The organism is Rhizobium subbaraonis (assembly GCF_900220975.1).
Taxonomy (GTDB): domain Bacteria; phylum Pseudomonadota; class Alphaproteobacteria; order Rhizobiales; family Rhizobiaceae; genus Mycoplana; species Mycoplana subbaraonis.
Map to the genome: position 1 here is coordinate 206,044 of NZ_OBQD01000009.1, position 17,713 is coordinate 223,756.

At 65.1% G+C, this 17,713-nt stretch carries 17 protein-coding genes; 12 read left to right on the top strand and 5 right to left on the bottom strand.

The genetic code is table 11. The features are described 5' to 3' along the window. Window positions 1-69 precede the first annotated feature (69 nt). Together xdhA and CRO48_RS15665 are read right to left on the bottom strand one after the other, a co-directional pair. Window positions 70-1,542, bottom strand: coding sequence for a xanthine dehydrogenase small subunit (xdhA, locus tag CRO48_RS15660; protein WP_097140793.1), 1,473 nt, complete (start codon window positions 1,540-1,542; stop codon window positions 70-72). 29 nt (window positions 1,543-1,571) lie between these two features. Further along, entirely contained in the window at window positions 1,572-2,345 is a 774-nt protein-coding gene (locus CRO48_RS15665) for a 3-hydroxybutyrate dehydrogenase (protein ID WP_097140794.1), read from the bottom strand. 227 nt (window positions 2,346-2,572) lie between these two features. On the opposite strand from CRO48_RS15665, the gene glpK reads away from it, so the two are divergent. From glpK to CRO48_RS15690, 5 genes are all read left to right on the top strand, one after another. After that, complete coding sequence (gene glpK, locus CRO48_RS15670) at window positions 2,573-4,069, top strand: glycerol kinase GlpK (protein WP_097140795.1); 1,497 nt, start codon at window positions 2,573-2,575, stop codon at window positions 4,067-4,069. A 173-nt stretch (window positions 4,070-4,242) separates the two neighbouring features. Beyond that, window positions 4,243-4,647 (top strand): YkgJ family cysteine cluster protein, encoded by a 405-nt coding sequence (locus CRO48_RS15675; RefSeq protein WP_097140873.1) that lies wholly within the window; start codon window positions 4,243-4,245, stop codon window positions 4,645-4,647. A 119-nt stretch (window positions 4,648-4,766) separates the two neighbouring features. Further along, window positions 4,767-5,147: a YciI family protein gene (locus CRO48_RS15680; protein ID WP_097140796.1), complete on the top strand. Its 381-nt coding sequence runs from the start codon at window positions 4,767-4,769 to the stop codon at window positions 5,145-5,147. Then, entirely contained in the window at window positions 5,144-6,400 is a 1,257-nt protein-coding gene (locus tag CRO48_RS15685) for an RNA polymerase sigma factor (protein WP_097140797.1), read from the top strand. The genes CRO48_RS15680 and CRO48_RS15685 overlap by 4 nt, the downstream gene beginning before the upstream one ends. Window positions 6,401-6,489: 89 nt before the next feature. Beyond that, entirely contained in the window at window positions 6,490-6,975 is a 486-nt protein-coding gene (locus CRO48_RS15690) for an SRPBCC family protein (protein ID WP_097140798.1), read from the top strand. Between the two features lie 40 nt (window positions 6,976-7,015). Here CRO48_RS15690 and CRO48_RS15695 read toward each other — a convergent pair whose 3' ends face one another. Next, complete coding sequence (locus CRO48_RS15695; protein ID WP_097140799.1) at window positions 7,016-7,843, bottom strand: glycosyltransferase; 828 nt, start codon at window positions 7,841-7,843, stop codon at window positions 7,016-7,018. Between the two features lie 233 nt (window positions 7,844-8,076). Here CRO48_RS15695 and CRO48_RS15700 point away from each other — a divergent pair, with 233 nt between their 5' ends. The 4 genes from CRO48_RS15700 (at window position 8,077) to bacA (ending at window position 12,637) form a co-directional block, all read left to right on the top strand. Then, entirely contained in the window at window positions 8,077-9,123 is a 1,047-nt protein-coding gene (locus CRO48_RS15700; protein ID WP_097140800.1) for an LLM class flavin-dependent oxidoreductase, read from the top strand. Between the two features lie 56 nt (window positions 9,124-9,179). Beyond that, window positions 9,180-9,929, top strand: coding sequence for a type I methionyl aminopeptidase (gene map, locus CRO48_RS15705; protein ID WP_097140801.1), 750 nt, complete (start codon window positions 9,180-9,182; stop codon window positions 9,927-9,929). Window positions 9,930-10,061: 132 nt separating this feature from the next. Further along, entirely contained in the window at window positions 10,062-11,243 is a 1,182-nt protein-coding gene (locus CRO48_RS15710) for a YbfB/YjiJ family MFS transporter (protein ID WP_097140802.1), read from the top strand. Window positions 11,244-11,359: 116 nt separating this feature from the next. Continuing rightward, a complete protein-coding gene (gene bacA, locus CRO48_RS15715) occupies window positions 11,360-12,637 on the top strand; it encodes a bacteroid development protein BacA (protein WP_097140803.1) in 1,278 nt (425 codons plus the stop codon). 19 nt (window positions 12,638-12,656) lie between these two features. Here bacA and CRO48_RS15720 read toward each other — a convergent pair whose 3' ends face one another. Then, window positions 12,657-13,661, bottom strand: coding sequence for a polysaccharide deacetylase family protein (locus CRO48_RS15720; protein ID WP_245423538.1), 1,005 nt, complete (start codon window positions 13,659-13,661; stop codon window positions 12,657-12,659). A gap of 139 nt (window positions 13,662-13,800) precedes the next feature. On the opposite strand from CRO48_RS15720, the gene CRO48_RS15725 reads away from it, so the two are divergent. The 3 genes from CRO48_RS15725 (at window position 13,801) to der (ending at window position 16,640) form a co-directional block, all read left to right on the top strand. Continuing rightward, window positions 13,801-14,385 carry an NnrU family protein gene (locus CRO48_RS15725; RefSeq protein WP_097140805.1) on the top strand — a complete coding sequence of 195 codons (585 nt, stop codon included), beginning with the start codon at window positions 13,801-13,803 and terminating at the stop codon, window positions 14,383-14,385. A gap of 106 nt (window positions 14,386-14,491) precedes the next feature. Continuing rightward, entirely contained in the window at window positions 14,492-15,163 is a 672-nt protein-coding gene (locus CRO48_RS15730) for a tetratricopeptide repeat protein (RefSeq protein ID WP_097140806.1), read from the top strand. A 43-nt stretch (window positions 15,164-15,206) separates the two neighbouring features. Beyond that, window positions 15,207-16,640: a ribosome biogenesis GTPase Der gene (gene der, locus CRO48_RS15735; protein WP_097140807.1), complete on the top strand. Its 1,434-nt coding sequence runs from the start codon at window positions 15,207-15,209 to the stop codon at window positions 16,638-16,640. Window positions 16,641-16,796: 156 nt separating this feature from the next. Here the strand turns inward: der and CRO48_RS15740 are convergent, their stop codons facing one another. Next, window positions 16,797-17,708, bottom strand: coding sequence for a sugar kinase (locus CRO48_RS15740; protein WP_097140808.1), 912 nt, complete (start codon window positions 17,706-17,708; stop codon window positions 16,797-16,799). Between the last annotated feature and the right edge of the window lie 5 nt (window positions 17,709-17,713).

Genomic DNA, 17,713 nt, shown 5'->3' on the forward strand with positions numbered 1-17,713 from the left:
GGTTCGGTATCGGGGCATCTCCACGTCCGAGCCAGCGCACGACGGTTACGACGGAAGTCAACCCGGCCATCATGCCACCTCCCCGAACCGGTGCAGTTGTGCCGGCTCGCCTGTTGTCTCCAGATAGAACCGTGTCATCAGGTTCTGTGCCGCCAGCATCCGGTAGGCTGCGGTGGCACGCCAGTCGGTCAGCGGCGCGTAATCCTTGTCCAGTTCCGTGGCCGCGGCCTGCGCCGTCGCCTCGCTCCACGGACGGCCGACGAGGGCCGCCTCGACATGGGCCGCGCGCTTCGGCGTGCCGGCCATGCCGCCGAAACAAATGCGGGCATCCGTGACGCTACCGGCGGGGTCGAGTGCGATGCGGAAGGCGCCGCAGAGCGCCGAAATGTCCTCGTCGCGGCGTTTGGAAAGCTTGTAGACGGCGAAGCGTTCGTCCGCAGCCGGCGCCGGCACGAACAGGCTTTCGACGAATTCGCCGGGTCGGCGGTCCTGCCTGCCGTATTCGATGAAATAATCCTCCAGCGGCAGTTGGCGGCGCCCGGCCGTGGAGCGCAGGACAAGGGTGGCGCCCAGCGCGATCAGCGGTGGCGGTGTGTCGCCGATCGGCGAGCCGTTGGCGATGTTGCCGCCGATCGTACCCATGTTGCGCACCTGCGCGCCGCCGATGCGGTCTATCAGCGGCCGCAGCGCCGGGACCATCTCGCAGAGCGCGGCAAAGGCTTGCGTATAGGTGACGCCGGCGCCGATCGTCAGCCCGTCGTCGCTGCGTTCGATCGTCTGCAGTTCCTGCAGGTGATTGATAAAGACGACGGGATCCAGCGCGCGCATCTGCTTGGTGACCCAGAGCCCGACATCCGTGGAGCCGGCGACCAGCGTCGCTTTCGGTTCTGTCGCGAGCACCTCGGCAAGCGCGCCGACGTCGGCGGGTATAACGAGGCGGTTGCCGACCTCGCCCATCCGGACCGTCTCGCGCGGCGCAAGTGCGGCAAGCTTTTCCTTCACCGCGGCGCGCGTGCGCTCGATAGGGTCGAAGACGGCGCTCGGACGGGTGGCTGCGACGGCTTCTGCGGCGGCCACGATCGGCTCATAGCCGGTGCAGCGACAGAGATTGCCCTGCAGCGCCTTCTCGATCTCCGGCCGGCCGGGCCTGTCGCTGGAAAGCCAAAGGCCGTAGAGCGACATCACGAAGCCCGGCGTGCAGAAGCCACATTGCGAGCCGTGATGGTCGACAAGCGCCTGCTGCACAGGATGCAGGGCGCCGTCGGGGGCGGCGAGATGCTCGACGGTGACGACATGGGTGGCGTTCATCGAGCCGAGCAGGCGTATGCAGGCGTTCACGCTCTCGTAGACGAGGCTGCCGGCGATGAGACGGCCTACGAGCACGGTGCAGGCGCCGCAGTCGCCCTCCGCACAGCCTTCCTTCGTGCCGGTCAGCCGGCGGCGGAGGCGCAGCCAGTCCAGAAGCGTGCTGGTTGCGGGCACATCGTCCAGGACGACGTCTTCATCGTTGAGGATGAGGCGTATACGACTGGTCTGCTGCATGCGTCTTCCTTTGCCTCGATATGCGCTGCCTATTGGGCGGTCCAGCCACCGTCGATGGAAATGTGCGTTCCGGTGACGGAGCGCGCGGCATCGCTTGCAAGATAGACGGCGGCGGCGGCGACCTCGTCGACGGAAACGAATTCCTTGGTCGGCTGGAACTTCAACATCACGTCCGACTTCACCTGCGCCTCGGTGATACCGCGGGCGCGCGCGGTGTCGGGGATCTGCTTTTCGACCAGCGGCGTCAGCACGTAGCCCGGGCAAATGGCATTGACGGTGATGCCCTGGTCGGCGACTTCGAGTGCCACGGCCTTCGTCAGGCCCATGATACCATGCTTTGCGGCCACATAGGCCGACTTGAACGGTGAGGCGACCAGCCCGTGGGCCGAGGCGATGTTGATGATGCGCCCCCAGCCCCTGGCCTTCATGCCGGGGATTGCCGCCCGGATGGTGTGGAACGAGCTCGACAGGTTGATGGCGATGATCTGGTCCCACTTCTCGACGGGGAAATCCTCGATCTTTTCGACGTGCTGGATTCCTGCATTGTTGACAAGGATATCCACGCCGCCGAATTCGCCGGCTGCGGTCTCGATCATGTCGGCGATTTCCGCAGGCTTCGTCATGTCGGCCGGATGATAGCTCACCTTGCCGCCGCCGGTTGCGGCGAGCCGCTTTCGGATCTTCTCGATCTCGGCAGGATCGCCCAGTCCGTTGAGGACGACGTTGGCTCCGCCTTCGGCGAAGGCGGTCGCGATCGCAAGGCCGATGCCGCTGGTGGAGCCGGTAACGACGGCTGTCTTCATCTCTAGCCTTCTCCCTGTCGTTGCAATGCGCGACACTCCCGGCGCACCGCATCATGTCCAGCCTACGCGCAAAGAACGGGGCGGCGCAATCCGCTTTTGGGACCTGGATGTGCGGTGCGATTTGCGTTTTATTTTCTTTTGACATTCGTTTTGATGTCGTAATGATGATTCCGAAGGCCGAGGGTCAACACCCTGGGGAGCGGCCGCAGCTATCGGGGAGGTTTTTCATGGGTGGCTATATTCTCGCGATCGACCAGGGCACGACCTCGAGCCGGGCGATCGTGTTCGACGAAAGCCAGAAGGTGGCGGGTGTCGGCCAGCGCGAGTTTCCGCAGATCTTCCCCCGCTCCGGCTGGGTGGAGCACAATCCCGAGGACATATGGGAAAGCGTGATCTGGTCGGCGCGCGTGGCGCTCGAGCAGGCGGGCATCGGCGCATCGGAGCTCGCGGCCATCGGCATCACCAACCAGCGCGAGACGGTGGTGGTTTGGGATCGCGACACCGGCCGGCCGATCCACAATGCCGTCGTCTGGCAGGACCGGCGGACGGCCGAACGCTGCGACGAGCTGAAACGGCAAGGGCTGGAAGAGCTTTTCACCCGCAAGACCGGGTTGCTTCTCGACCCGTATTTCTCCGGCACCAAGCTTGCCTGGATCCTCGATCACGTGGACGGCGCCCGTGAGCGTGCCGCGCGCGGCGAACTCTGCTTCGGTACCGTCGACACCTTCCTCATCTGGCGGCTTACCGGCGGCCGCTCCTTCCTCACCGATGCGACCAATGCCAGCCGCACGCTGATGTTCGACATTGCAACCAATGCCTGGGACGACGAGCTGCTCGGCATTCTCGACGTGCCGAAGGCGATGCTGCCCGAAGTGCGCGACTGCGCTGCCGACTTCGGCGTCACCGAGCGGTCGCATCTGGGAGCGGAAGTCCCGATCCTCGGCGTTGCCGGCGACCAGCAGGCGGCGACGATCGGCCAGGCCTGTTTCGAGCCCGGCATGATGAAATCCACCTACGGTACCGGCTGCTTTGCCCTGCTGAACACCGGCAAGGACAGGGTGCCTTCGAAGAACCGGCTGCTGACGACCATCGCCTACCGGCTGGACGGCGAGACGACCTATGCGCTCGAGGGCTCGATCTTCATCGCGGGTGCCGCCGTTCAGTGGCTGCGCGACGGATTGAAGATCATCGGTACCGCATCCGAGGCGAGCGAGCTTGCCGCCAAGGCGGATCCGATGCAGGCGGTCTATCTCGTGCCGGCCTTCACCGGGCTTGGCGCGCCGCATTGGGACGCCGAGGCGCGTGCTGCGATTTACGGCATGACGCGCGGCACGGGGCCTGCCGAATTCGCGCGGGCGGCGCTGGAGGCGGTCTGCTTCCAGACGCGCGACCTGCTGGAGGCGATGCGGGGCGACTGGACCAACGGTACGGGCGACACGGTGCTGCGCGTCGACGGCGGCATGGTCGCCTCGGACTGGACGATGCAGCGGCTCGCCGACATCCTGGACGCGCCCGTCGATCGCCCCACCATTCTGGAGACGACGGCGCTGGGCGCTGCCTGGCTCGCCGGCCAGCGTGCCGGCGTCTGGCCGGACCGGGAGGGTATCGCCCGTTCCTGGGCGCGTGATCGCCGCTTCGAACCGCAGATGGACGAGGCGGTCCGACAGGCCAAGGTTGCCGGATGGAAGGACGCGGTGCGCCGCACGTTGAGCGCCGATTGCTGAACGCGGGCAAGATCAAACGACGCCTTCCCTTCGATGGCGGACACCTGGCCTGGCGATTGCAGCCATCGGTCTTGTCGTCGGCTGCGTGGTGGAAGGCGCATTGACCGCTCTTTTGGGGCGTTCCTCCAGATGCTATGGCCCAGGTCCACGGGACAGATGCTATGGACTTGCGCATGGACCACTCTTCGAAGACGGTCGCCGGCCGGTCATGCGGCACCTGCACGCTCTGTTGCCGTCTGCCTGAAATCGATCTGTTCGAGAAACCGGCCAATGTCTGGTGCAGGCATTGCATCGAGGAGAAGGGGTGCTCGATCTACGAGCACAGGCCTTCCGTCTGCCGGGACTTTCTGTGCCTCTGGATGACTGACGAAGCGTTGGGTGAGGAGTGGGAACCGGCGCGCTCGCATATGATGATCTACCGGCAGGGGCCGCAGATCACGCTGCTGGTCGATCCCGACCATGCGGATATCTGGTGCAGCGAGCCGTACCACACGCAGTTGCAGGCCTGGGCCTCGGAGAGTGAGCCGACGGGCGGCTACGTCATCGTGTTCTGGCAGGACGACGTGTTCGAGATCTGATCCGGCGTGGCGCGGTCGCTTTTGTACTGCCGCCCGCCGTACCGCCATCCGTTGAAAAATTTCATGCGTGCTGTCGGGATCGGCGCTACTTCTACGTCATATCGAGGAAGGAGTGTCCGATGCTTTATGCCGTGCTTTGTTACAATTCCGAGGATGCAGTCGCCGCGTGGAGCCGGGAGGAGGAGGACAAGGTGATGTCCGATCTCGCCGCGGTCGAGAGAAAGTATGCCGCGGCTGGCAAACTCGGGCCGGTCGCCCGGCTGATGCCTACGACGGCTGCGACGACGTTGCGAAAGTCCTCCGGCGAGAGCTTCATCGTCGATGGTCCCTTTGCGGAAACGAAGGAGCAGTTTCTCGGCTTCTTCCTTGTCGACATGGAAACGCTCGACGAGGCTATCGCCTTCGCCAGGGAACTGGCCGTCGCCAATCCGGGCGTGGGCGCCTACGAGATCAGGCCGCTCCGCGTCTTCAAGCCGGGCGGTTCGCTGGAGGCGCTGTGAGCGAGCTTTCATGGATAGACCTGGCGCTTTCCTCCGCCCGCCCGCAGGCGATGGGTGCGCTTCTGCGCTATTTCCGCGATCTCGACCTTGCGGAAGAGGCCTTTCAGGAGGCGTGCCTCCGGGCCGTGCGCACCTGGCCGGAGAAGGGGCCGCCGCGCGATCCGGTCGCCTGGGTGATCTTTGTCGGCCGCAACAGCGGCATCGATCACCTGCGCAAGCGGGCGCGACAGGAACCGCTGCCGCCCGAGGAGCTGCTGTCGGATCTCGATGACGTAGAGGGGGATCTGGCGGAGCGGCTGGACGGCTCGCACTACCGCGACGACATCCTGCGGCTTCTCTTCGTTTGCTGCCATCCCGAATTGCCTGCGACGCAGCAGATCGCGCTGGCACTGCGCATCGTCTCCGGGCTGTCCGTGCGCCAGATCGCCCGCGCCTTCCTGGTGTCGGAAGCGGCGATGGAACAGCGCATCACCCGGGCCAAGGCGAAGATTGCCGCAGCCGGCCTGCCGTTCGAGGTGCCGGACGCAGCATCGCGCGCCGAGCGCCTCGGCGTGGTGGCCGCCATGATCTACCTCGTCTTCAACGAAGGCTATTCCGCCGGTGAGGCGCGACGTGCCGATACGCCTTTCTGCGAGGAGGCGATCCGGCTGTCGCGGCTGTTGCTGCGGCTCTTTCCGGCCGAGCCGGAGATCATGGGGCTGACGGCCCTGCTGCTTCTCCAGCACTCGCGGCGCAGTGCACGCTTTAGCGCCGACGGGCAGATCGTGTTGCTGGAGGACCAGGACCGCAGCCTCTGGGACAGACGCGCGATCCGCGAGGCGCTGGCGCTGATCGACAAGGCGCTGCGTCACCGTGCGCCGGGTCCCTACCAGATCCAGGCGGCGATCGCCGCGCTGCATGCGCGCGCGGAGACGGCGGCGCAGACGGACTGGGAGCAGATCGACCTGTTGTACCAGTCGCTGGAGCGCATCCAGCCGTCGCCCGTCGTCACCCTCAACCGCGCCGTGGCCGTATCGAAGCGACAGGGGCCGCAGACGGCGCTGGACCTGATCGAGCCCCTGGCGGACCGGCTGTCCGGATACTTCCATTTCCACGGGCTGAGGGGCGGTCTGCTGCAGCAGCTCGGCCGCGACCGCGAGGCCCATGACGCCTTCGAGCGTGCGATCACGCTTGCCACCACCGCCGCGGAAGCCGGCCATATCCGCCAGCATCTCGACGCTCTCGCCCGCGATATCGCCGTTACGGCGAAATGATGCGAAAAAATCGGCAGCCGGTGTCGGATCGCGGCCACCCTGTGCGTCCTTGGTGGGAAGCGATCGGAAAACCTACGAGGAGAAAGACCATGGACACGACCGTCGAGATCAAGCCGGCCAACGAGCGCGAACTGGTTCTCACGCGCGTACTGAACGCGACACCTGCGCAGCTCTTCAAGGCCTGGACGACCCCGGCCCTGATGACCCAGTGGTTCGCGCCGAAGCCCTACGAGACGCCGATTGTCGAGATCGAGCCGCGCGACGGCGGCAAGTTCCGTACCGTGATGACCGGGCCGGACAATTTCCACATGGATTCGACCGGCGTCCTGCTGGAGGTGGAGAAGGACCGCCGGATCATCTTCACCGATGCCTTCGGGCCGGACTGGAAACCGACCGAGAAGGCGTTCTTCACGGCCGAGATCCTCTTCGATGACCTTGGCGACGGGCGCAGCCGCTATACCGCGATCGCCCGCCACTGGAACGTGGAAGACGCCAGGACGCACGAGACGATGGGCTTCCATGGCGGCTGGGGGCAGGTCGCAACCCAGCTCGAGGCGGTCGCCTCCAAGCTTTGAGGGGGCCGGCGCACGGGGTGCTTCGACGCCGCTTGAGCGCCTACTTCCAGATGCCGAAGCGCTCCTGCATGTAGGCGACCGAAGCACGATTGGCGTCCTTGCGGGTGATCCCCTCGATCGTCGAGCGGTAGAGGGAATCGATGTCGTGCGCGTCCGTCGTCAGTGGTTCCTCGATGCCTGCCGGCAGCCAGATGGGGATACCCTTCCAGGCGAGCAGGCCCGAAAGCCAGACGTCGTCCACCGTCCAGACCGCATCGGGAATGTCGTAGGCGGTGTCGTCGAAGAAGTCGGGGCGCACCACGACACCGCCAAGGCCCTGCAGGATATCGACATAACCGGACTTGGCGATCGGACGGCGCATCGGCCGCGGCGCGCCGGTGCGCAAGAGCATGTAAGCGAGCCTGTGGCTCAGCCGCCGGGCGCGCAGCGGCAGGTCCAGCTTGCCTGCGCGCTTGGCCTTCGGCTGGAACGGCCCCGGCTTGCCGCGGTGCGGCGGGATGCCCTTGCCGTTCAGCGCGACGCATTCACCAGGGCGTGCGGCCTGTGCGGCGAAGAGGTCGGCCGCCCAGTTGGGACCGAAGATCTTGTCGTCGTCGCAAAAAAGGATCTGCGCCTCCTGCCTGCCGCGTAGTTCGCGGGCGGCGAACAGCACCTTCGAGGCCGGCCCGAGGTCGCTGTCCGGCCGCACGATCTTCACACCGTCCGGCACCTGCGGCAGCGTGCCGTCGTAGTCGGGAAAGCGGCGGTAGCGTTCAGGAACATAGAGGCGAATTTCGTCTACGTGGCCCTTCTGGCTCACCAGGCTTTTCAGTGTCGGCGCCAGCGTGGCGAAACGTGGCGGAATGGTGGACAGCGAGATGATGCGCAACAACGAACTCCGAATTCGCGATCCGGCCCGCCCGGGGCCGTCGCAAGTTGTGAGAACTCTTTGCCATGGCGGGTCCGGCAGGGTCAAGGAAGCGGCGATTTCGCAATGCCCCCACGTCTGCAGCGGCGAGCGGTAGCTGTCGTCGAACGCATTGTTTCCGAATTCGCCCTTTGCACGCGCGGCGCGGCCCCATATCTGTGGGAGAGCCTGAACATTCGTCCGGAAGATACCCCATGGAACTTGGCCTTCACACCTTCGCCGATGTCGATCCCGCTGCCGCCGACAAGGGGCGGGAGGGCGAGCGGCGGATTCGCGAACTCATCGAGGAAATCGAGCTGGCCGATCAGGTCGGTCTCGACGTCTTCGGGATCGGCGAGCATCATCGGCCCGACTATGCGGCATCTGCGCCCGCCGTCATCCTCGCTGCAGCCGCCGCGCGGACGAAGAACATCCGCCTTGCCAGCTCGGTGACGGTGCTGTCGTCGGACGATCCGGTGCGGGTATTCCAGCAGTTCTCGACGCTCGATCTCATATCCGGTGGCAGGGCGGAGATCATGGCCGGCCGCGGTTCGTTCATCGAGTCCTTCCCGCTGTTCGGCTACGATCTCAATGACTACGACAAGCTGTTCGAGGAAAAGCTCGACCTGCTGCTGGCGATCAACGCCGCCGAGAAGGTTACCTGGAGCGGTGAGACGCGCGCGCCGATCCGCGGGCTTGGGGTCTATCCGCGGCCGCTGCATGGCCGGCTGCCGATCTGGATCGCGGTCGGCGGCACGCCACAATCGGTGGCGCGCGCGGGGGCGTACGGTCTTCCGCTGGCGCTTGCGATCATCGGCGGCACGCCTTCGCGTTATGCTCCGCTTTTCGATCTTTACCGCGAAGCCGCCAGCCGCGCCGGTGAGGACGTTTCGAAGCTGAAGACGAGCATTAACGTGCACGGCTTCATCGCCGACACGTTCGAGGCTGCGGCGGACCAGTTCTACGGCCCGCAGTCGGCGGTGATGAACAGGATCGGCGCGGAGCGCGGCTGGGGGCCGACGAGCCGTGCGCAGTTCGATCTCTCCACCGGGCCGGAGGGGCACCTTTTCCTTGGCGACCCGGAAACGGTGGCAAAAAAGATCGCCGCCCATCACCGGATCTTCCGCAACGACCGCTTCGTGCTGCAGATGGCGATCGGCCTGATGCCGCATGCGCAGATCATGCGCGGTATCGAACTTTACGGCACGAAGGTCGCGCCGCTGGTGCGCGAATTGCTGGCCGGGCAACCGGCTCTTGGCTGAGGCATTGGAAAGGGCCGCCGCGCCATGCTAAGGAGCCCCGCTGAAAGCGAGACGAGATGACCCTGAACAACGACGAAGACCTGCACGGCATGCAGGCAATCGGCCGCATCTGCGGCAATGTCCTGCAGCATATGACCGCCTCGATCCGGCCCGGCATGACGACGGCGGAACTGGATCTGATCGGGAGGCGCATGCTGGAAGAGGCCGGTGCGCGTTCGGCGCCCGAAACGTGCTACGAGTTTCCGGGTGCCACCTGCATCAGCGTCAACGAGGAAGTGGCCCACGGCATTCCCGGAGACCGTGTGATCGCCGAAGGCGACCTCGTCAACATCGACGTCTCTGCCGAACTCGACGGTTATTTCGCCGACACCGGCGCGTCGTTCACCGTCGGCCGCGCCGCGCCCAACATCGAGCGCCTCTGCCGCGACGGCAAGCGCGCCATGTGGGTCGGGCTGAAGGAGGTGAAGTCCGGCCGTCCGCTTTCGGCGATCGGCAACGCGATCGGAACCTTTGCCCGCAAGAACCGCTACACCCTGATCGCCAACCTCGCCAGCCACGGCGTGGGCCGCTCGCTGCACGAGGAGCCGTCGGAGATCGCCACCTGGCCTGACCCGCGCGAGAAGCGGGTGATGACCGAGGGGCTGGTCTTCACGGTCGAGCCCTTCCTGTCGCTCGGCGCGCAATGGGCGGAAAACGGCGAGGACGACTGGACGCTCTACAGCGATCCGCAGGCGCCGACGGTGCAGTTCGAGCACACGGTAGTGGCAACCCGGAACGGCCCGCTGATCCTGACCCTGCCGGGCTGAGAACCTCGTCGGGCGGATCGGCCGGTTCGCGGCTGGAAATGCCTCAGGTCCGGCATCAGCATCAGGAAAAGTGGACATTCCATCAGAAATAGTCGTTTGCCGGTCCATGTTGCGTCGCAATAAGATAATGACATGCTGCATGTTTCCAAACCGCCTGGCCCTTCACCAATCACGGTGGCTGTCGCCGGCGCCATAGCGCTGGCTTCCCTGATGGGGTTCGGGCGCTTCTTCTATACGCCCGTCCTGCCCGCGATGATGGCCGACCTCGGGCTCGATCCGACGCAGAGCGGCCTGATTGCGGCGGCCAATTTCGCGGGTTACCTGCTGGGCGCCGTTCTGGCTGCGCACGGATGGGCGGCCGGGCGCGAGCGCAGCCTGGCGTTGTGGGCGCTGTTTGCCAACGTGGTGCTGCTGGCGGCGATGGCGGGTGCGGGCACGATACCCGCCTTCGTCGTAATCCGTTTTCTCGCCGGGCTTTCCAGCGCGCTGGGCATGGTCTTCACGTCGGCCGTCGTGCTTTCGTTCGGTGCCTCGACGGGAGACCGCCGCGTTCCGATGATCTATTTTTCGGGGGTAGGGGCCGGCATTGCGCTTTCTTCCGTGTTGGTGCTCGGCCTGTCGCCGTTTCATCCGGCCGGCCTGGCGAGCTGGCGCCTGGACTGGCTGGTCGCCGCCGTCGGTGCCGCTGTTGCCCTTGTTGCCGTCGCCGCGCTTCTGCCCCGCGGCAATGCCTATGCTGCGGCAAGGCCCGAACCTCCGCTCGCCTGGCCGCGTCCCCTCGTGGCGCTGACGCTGAGCTACGGCCTGTTCGGCATCGGCTATGTCGTCACTGCCACCTTCATCGTCGCGATGGCGCGCGAGGGCGGCGGCGGGCATCTGCTGGAGGGGATGACGTGGTTTCTCACCGGCGTGAGTGCCGCCGTGTCGCTCTTCGTCTGGAAGGGGCTGGACCGCCGGCTCGGCGTTCTCGGCGTCTATCAGGCTGCCTTGATGCTGGAGGCGCTGGGTGTCGCCGCCACCGTGATCCTGCCGGCACCGTCCTCGGTTCTGGTCGGCGGCGTCCTGCTCGGCGCGACCTTCATGGTGGTCACCGCCTACGGGCTGCAGCTCGGCCGGGCGATGGCGCCGGAGAGCCCGCGCCGCTCGCTTGCGATGATGACGGCGGCATTTGGCGTCGGGCAGATCGTCGGCCCTCTGGCGGCCGGCTGGCTGGCATCGATCAGCGGCGGCTACGGACTGCCGAGCTTGGCTGCGGCGGCCGCTCTGGCAATCGCGGCGGCAGCGACGCTTGCCGCGCGTGGCCGGCAGACTTGATTAAATCTCGGTAATGCAAGGCCTCTGCGATTGTTGCGATGGGGAAACTGCTTTAGTTTCCGGCCGTCTTCGGCTCGTGCCGCAAACCGGATCTCCGTGAAAAGAAAGCGCTGCAGTTGTTTGTCTCCTTTTTCCCCCATCCCAAGCTCTTCTTTCCGTCGGTTATCGCGTGGTCAGCCCTTGCGATGATCATCTGGTACGCCGGCGGGGAGCAACTGGGAGCGTTCTTCGGTCTGCCACCGCTGCAGCCCGGCGAGGAGGCGGTCATCGGGGTCTCCGTCTTCTGGTCCCCTCCGTTCATTTGGTTCTATCTCTACTACACGCTGATGGTGGGGGTATTTGCCGCCTTCTGGTTTACCTTCAGTCCGCATCCATGGCAGCTGTGGTCCGTGCTGGGATCGGCGCTGATCATCTTCAACACCTATTTCTCCGTGCAGGTGAGCGTGGCGATCAATGCGTGGTACGGGCCGTTCTACGACATGATCCAGCGGGGCCTCGCCCGGACGGATCCGATCCCGACGGAAACCGATCTCTTTGTCGGAATGATCGGTTTTGCCGGCATCGCTTTCGTCGCGATCACCATCGGCACCTTGAACCTGTTCTTCGTCAGCCACTATGTTTTCCGCTGGCGCACGGCGATGAACGATTTCTACATGTCCCATTGGGACAAGCTGCGTCACATCGAGGGCGCCTCGCAGCGCGTGCAGGACGACACGATGCGCTTTTCGCGGACCGTGGAAGGCCTCGGCGTCAGCCTGGTCAGCTCGATCATGACGCTCGTCGCCTTCCTCCCGGTCCTGTTCAAGTTCTCCACCACGGTGACTGTCCTGCCCTTCGTCGGTGAGGTGCCGCACGCCCTGGTCTGGGCGGCAATCTGCTGGTCGCTGTTCGGCACGGTGTTTCTCGCCGTGGTCGGCATCAAGCTGCCGGGCCTGGAATTTCGCAACCAGCGCGTCGAGGCGGCCTATCGTAAGGAACTGGTCTATGGCGAAGATCACGCCGACCGGGCTCAGCCTCCGACCGTGCAGCAGCTTTTCGCCAATGTGAGGAAGAACTACTTCCGCCTCTATTTCCACTACCTGTATTTCAACGTCGCCCGCATCTTCTATCTGCAGGCAGACAACCTGTTCGGCACGTTCGTGCTGGTGCCCTCGATCGTCGCTGGCAAGCTGACCCTAGGCGTGATGAGCCAAATTCAGAACGTGTTCGGGCAGGTGCGCGAATCCTTCCAGTATCTGGTCAATTCGTGGACCACGATCGTCGAGCTGCTTTCGATCTACAAACGCCTCAAGGCCTTCGAAGCGGTCATCCAGGACGAACCGCTTCCCGAGATCGACCAGCGATATCTGGAACGGAAGGAAGATGGTGACGCGCTGGCGGCCAACAGCCCGTGATGGGCTAGTCTGACGACGGTCAGAGGGCGGCTCCGGCCGCCTTCTTCTCCCTGCCGACGATGTCCATCGCCTCGCGATGGCTGACGCAGGCGACGTCCGGCTTGGCGCAGACCTCGGTGAGGAAGCGGTCGAGCGCGCGCCAGTAGGCGCCGCCATTCATCTCCACGAAATGAAAGCCGAGCTGCAGCGGGATGCGGTCGCCTTCATATTGCTTTTCGAAGGCTGCCCGGTAGGCGACGAGCGTCCTCTCCTCGTAGGCGGCGCTGTGCTTCTTGTCCTCGATGCCGAGCGAGTGGCGGACGAAGAGGTTGTAGTCCATCCCGATGACAGGCTTGGCCGACGGTCCTTCGGGGATCAGCGGCAGGGCGAAGTGGACTAGGCCGTCATCTGTGGCGCGGGGCAGGGCCGGACCCTTCGACACCTGGCTTGCATCGTAGCGGAAGCCGAAGTCGCGCAGCGCGTTGACCAGGGAGGGGCTGGTGGCGAGATAGGGCGCGCGGAAGCCGATGATGCCCTTTTCGGCGAAGTCGCGCCATTCCACCGGCTCGCGCTCGGGCACGCCGGCATTGGCCCAGGCCTCGCGGAGCGTGTTGCGGAAGAAGTCGAACTCCTGTTTCCAGTCGTCTACGTTCCATTTCGCGCCGTCGAAATGGCCGCAGGCATGGCTGCCGATGTCGTGGCCTTCGCTGCGGGCGCGCCAGATCTCGTCCAGCCGCTTGATCACATCCGCGTCGTCGGGTGCGAAGCCGATGTTGGACTTGCCGCGCTTTTCATGAGGTGCCTGATAGCTCTTGCGGTCTTCCTTCGTCATCAGAAACGTACAGGAAAGAAAGTAGGTGAAATGGGCGCCGGTGCGTTTTGCCATATCGCGGCTCTTCTCCCAGAGCCGGGTGTCGTGCGCGCCGTCGAAGGAGACCACGACGAGCTGCTTCGGCTTGTCCGGCGCCTGATCCTGGGCGCGGACAGACAGCGGACAACCGACAAGGGCAAAGGCGAAAAGGGTCGAAAGACTTGATCGAAACATGGCTACCGCGACAATTTGCAAGGGGCTTCATCGTTCGTGAATGCGGCAAAGCCGTGATCGTGCTGGAAATTGGCAGTGGGGGGCGTTATCCCATGACGACGGTCGCACACCGGATTTCATTCACGAAAGGCGCAAATCAATGGCTTTGCTGGTCGCCGGCATCATCCTCTTCATCGCCACTCACCTGGTTCGTCCCTTCGCGCCCGGCCTACGTGCGGGCCTGATCGCGCGGCTCGGAAAGCCGGCCTTCATGGCGCTGCACGGCATCGTCTCGCTGATCAGCCTTTTCATGATGGCCTATGGTTTCGTGCTGGCGCGCGATGGCGGTGGCGAAATGCTCTACTATCCGCCGGTCTTCATGGCCCACATCGCGCTCACGCTGATGCTGATCTCCACGATCTGTCTTGTCTCGGCCTTCATGCCGGCCGGATACATCCGCTCGAAACTGAAGTTCCCCGCGCTCGTCGCGATCAAGCTTTGGGCGTTCGCGCACCTGCTTGCCAATGGCGAGAGCTATTCGGTGCTGCTGTTCGTGGCGATCCTCGCCTGGGCGGTGATCCTGCGCATTTCGCTGAAGAAGCGGATCGCGGCTGGAGAGGCGACGTTGCCGGTGTTCGTGTCTGCCAGATACGACGTCATCTCGGTGATCGTCGGCGCTCTGCTCTATGCCGCGATCGTGCTGAAGCTGCACGAATGGCTGATCGGCATTCGCGTGCTCCCCTGATCGTTAGCCGCGCAATGGGCGGGATTTCGCGCTGCCCCCTTACAACGGGGCAAAAATCGGGTAGAAGCGCGGAAAACCTATCATCTGAGTGAAAGCCGGACCACGAATGGTAAACCAGGACGACAGCTTTATCCGCGAAGTCAACGAGGAACTGCGTTCCGAACGCATGCGTTCCATCTGGCGTCGGTTCGGCCGCGTGCTGATCGGCGCTGCCGTGCTCGTCGTCCTCGGCACGATCGGCAAGGTCGGCTACGAATTCTGGCGCGAAAGAGAATCGTCCGCCGCCGGCGACCAGTTCCTGTCCGCGCTGACACAGATCCGCGAAGGCGACCGCGAGGCGGGCCAGAAGGAGCTGGCGGCACTTGAGAAGGAAGGTTTCGGAGCCTACCCTGTGCTGGCGCGCATCCGCTCGGCCTCGCTTCTGGCGGAAGGCGGAGATGCGCCGGGCGCGATCACGGCCTTCACGGCGATCGCCAAGGATGGTTCGGTGCCGCAGGCGCTGCGCGACGCAGCCCGTCTGCGTGCTGCCTATCTGCTCGTCGATACCGGCTCCTATGAAGAGGTGGCGGCGGAAGTCGAGCAACTGACCAATGCGACCAACCCGATGCGCCATTCGGCGCGCGAGGTCCTCGGCCTGTCGGCCTACAAGGCCGGCGACGTCGCCCGCGCCAAGGAATGGTTCGAGCAGGTCGTCAACGACGGCGAAAGCCCGCGCAACGTCGCCAACCGCGCCCAGATGATGCTGGACCTGATCACCGCCAGCGGCAAGGCCTCCTGACGCCGCGCGATCCAACGCGGCTCAACCTGAACGGAACGTCCCCATGAGCTTCACCGTCGCCATCGTCGGGCGCCCCAATGTCGGCAAGTCCACCCTGTTCAACAGGCTGGTGGGCAAGAAGCTCGCGCTGGTGGACGACACCCCGGGCGTGACCCGCGATCGCCGTCCCGGCGAGGCCCGCCTGGTCGACCTGAAATTCCACATCATCGATACGGCCGGTCTCGAAGAAGCGGCACCCGAGACGCTGCAGGGCCGCATGCGCGCCCAGACGGAAGCGGCGATCGACGAGGCTGACCTGTCGCTCTTCGTCGTCGATGCCAAAATGGGCCTGACCCCCGTCGATACGGCGCTTGCCGACATGCTGCGCCGCAAGGGCAAGCCCGTCGTACTCGTCGCCAACAAGTCGGAAGCCCGCGGCTCCGATGGCGGTTTCTACGATGCCTTCACGCTCGGTCTCGGCGAACCGACGCCGATCTCGGCCGAGCACGGCCAGGGCATGCTCGACCTGCGCGACGCCATCGTCGCTGCGATCGGCGAGGAGCGCGCCTTCCCGGAGGAAGACGAGGCCGTCACCGATGTCGACCTGCGTGCGGAAGCTGCTGCCGAAGGCCTGGAAAAGGACGAGGACTACGAACCGGAATATGACGAGACGAAGCCGCTGCGCGTGGCCATCGTCGGCCGCCCGAATGCCGGAAAGTCCACGCTGATCAACCGCTTCCTCGGCGAGGATCGGCTTTTGACCGGTCCCGAAGCCGGCATCACCCGCGACAGCATCTCGGTCGAGTGGGAATGGCGCGGCCGCACCATCAAGATGTTCGACACCGCCGGCATGCGCCGCAAGGCGAAGGTGCAGGAGAAGCTGGAGAAGCTCTCGGTCGCCGACGGACTGCGTGCCATCCGTTTCGCCGAGACCGTCGTCATCGTCTTCGACGCGACCATCCCCTTCGAGAAGCAGGACCTGCAGATCGTTGACCTCGTGCTGCGCGAAGGCCGCGCCGCCGTGCTCGCCTTCAACAAATGGGACCTGATCGAGGATCCGCAGGCCGTTCTGGCCGATCTGCGCGAGAAGACGGACCGGCTCCTGCCGCAGGCCCGCGGCATCCGCGCCGTGCCGATCTCCGGCCAGACCGGCCGCGGGCTCGACAAGCTGATGCAGGCGATCATCGACACCGATCGCGTCTGGAACCGCCGTATCTCGACCGCCCGGCTGAACCGCTGGCTGGATGCGCAGCAGGTCCAGCATCCGCCACCGGCCGTTTCCGGCCGCCGGCTGAAGCTGAAGTACATGACGCAGGTGAAGGCCCGCCCGCCGGGCTTCATGATTTCCTGCACGCGGCCCGAGGCGCTGCCGGAATCCTACGTGCGTTATCTCACCAACGGCCTGCGCAACGATTTCGACCTGCCGGGCGTGCCGATCCGCATCCATTTCAAGGCGTCGGAAAACCCCTACGCCAACAAGGCGAAGAAGAAGCGCTGAGGGATCTCGCGGGGCGCGCCAGTTGCGGCAGGAAGGCGACGATCTTCCTGTCATCGGTGACAGACGCCCTCGGCTCGGACCCGGCTTGTGCGATGGGCAGCCTGTCGGGCGGATCCGGATGCTTTTTGCCGCCGGCGGTACGAGGATCCCCTGACTTCAGCCCGGTAGCCTGTCGCTTGCGACGAGTGCGCCGTGGTGCTGGATGACGGCGGCGGCGAGGTCGGCGGCGAAGCGGGCGGAGGCGGGCGCGTCGCCGGTGGCAACGTAGCGGGCAAGGAAGCCGCCGTTGAAGCTGTCGCCGGCGCTGGTGGTATCGACGATGCGCTCGACACGTGCGGAGGGAACGTGCGTGACGTCTTCTCCGAACGCGAGCGTGGCACCCTCGGCGCCGTCCTTGACCACGAGATCGGCGACACCCAGCGCGCGGTAGCGATCGATCGTCGCCTCGATGGATGCGTCGCCGAAATGAGTGGCCTCGTCGTCGAAGCTCGGCATGACGAGGGTTGCGGCGCGGGCGCCGTCGGTGATCGTTTCGCGCATGCGTCCGGCATCATCCCATAGCCGCGGCCGGATGTTGGGATCGAAGGCAACCAGCTTTCCCGCGGCCTTGGCGCGGCGAAGCTCGGCGAGAAGCGTGTCCACGTCCTCCGGCGAGAGGATCGCCAGGGTAATGCCGGAAAAGACGATGACGTCGGAGGCTTCAATGGCCTTGCGCAGGCGATCCGCATCGCGCGCCAGCAGTTTCGCGGCGGAGACGGAACGCCAGTAGGAGAAACTGCGCTCGCCGTCGTTGAGGTGGATCATGTAGAGTCCGGGCGCGCGGCCCTCGATGCGGGCGATCTGGCCGGTGCCGACGCCGTGTCCCTCCATGAAGGCCAGCATTTCGTCGGAGATCATGTCGCGGCCGACGGCGGTGAAGTAGTCGACGCTCCAGTCGGCCGGCAGGAAGAGGCGGGCGTAATAGGCGGTGTTGAAGGTGTCGCCGGCGAAGCTTTTGCGCATCAGGCCGCCATCCGCCTGCATCAGCTCGACCATGCACTCGCCGATCGCGAGCAGTTTACCTGCCATCGTTT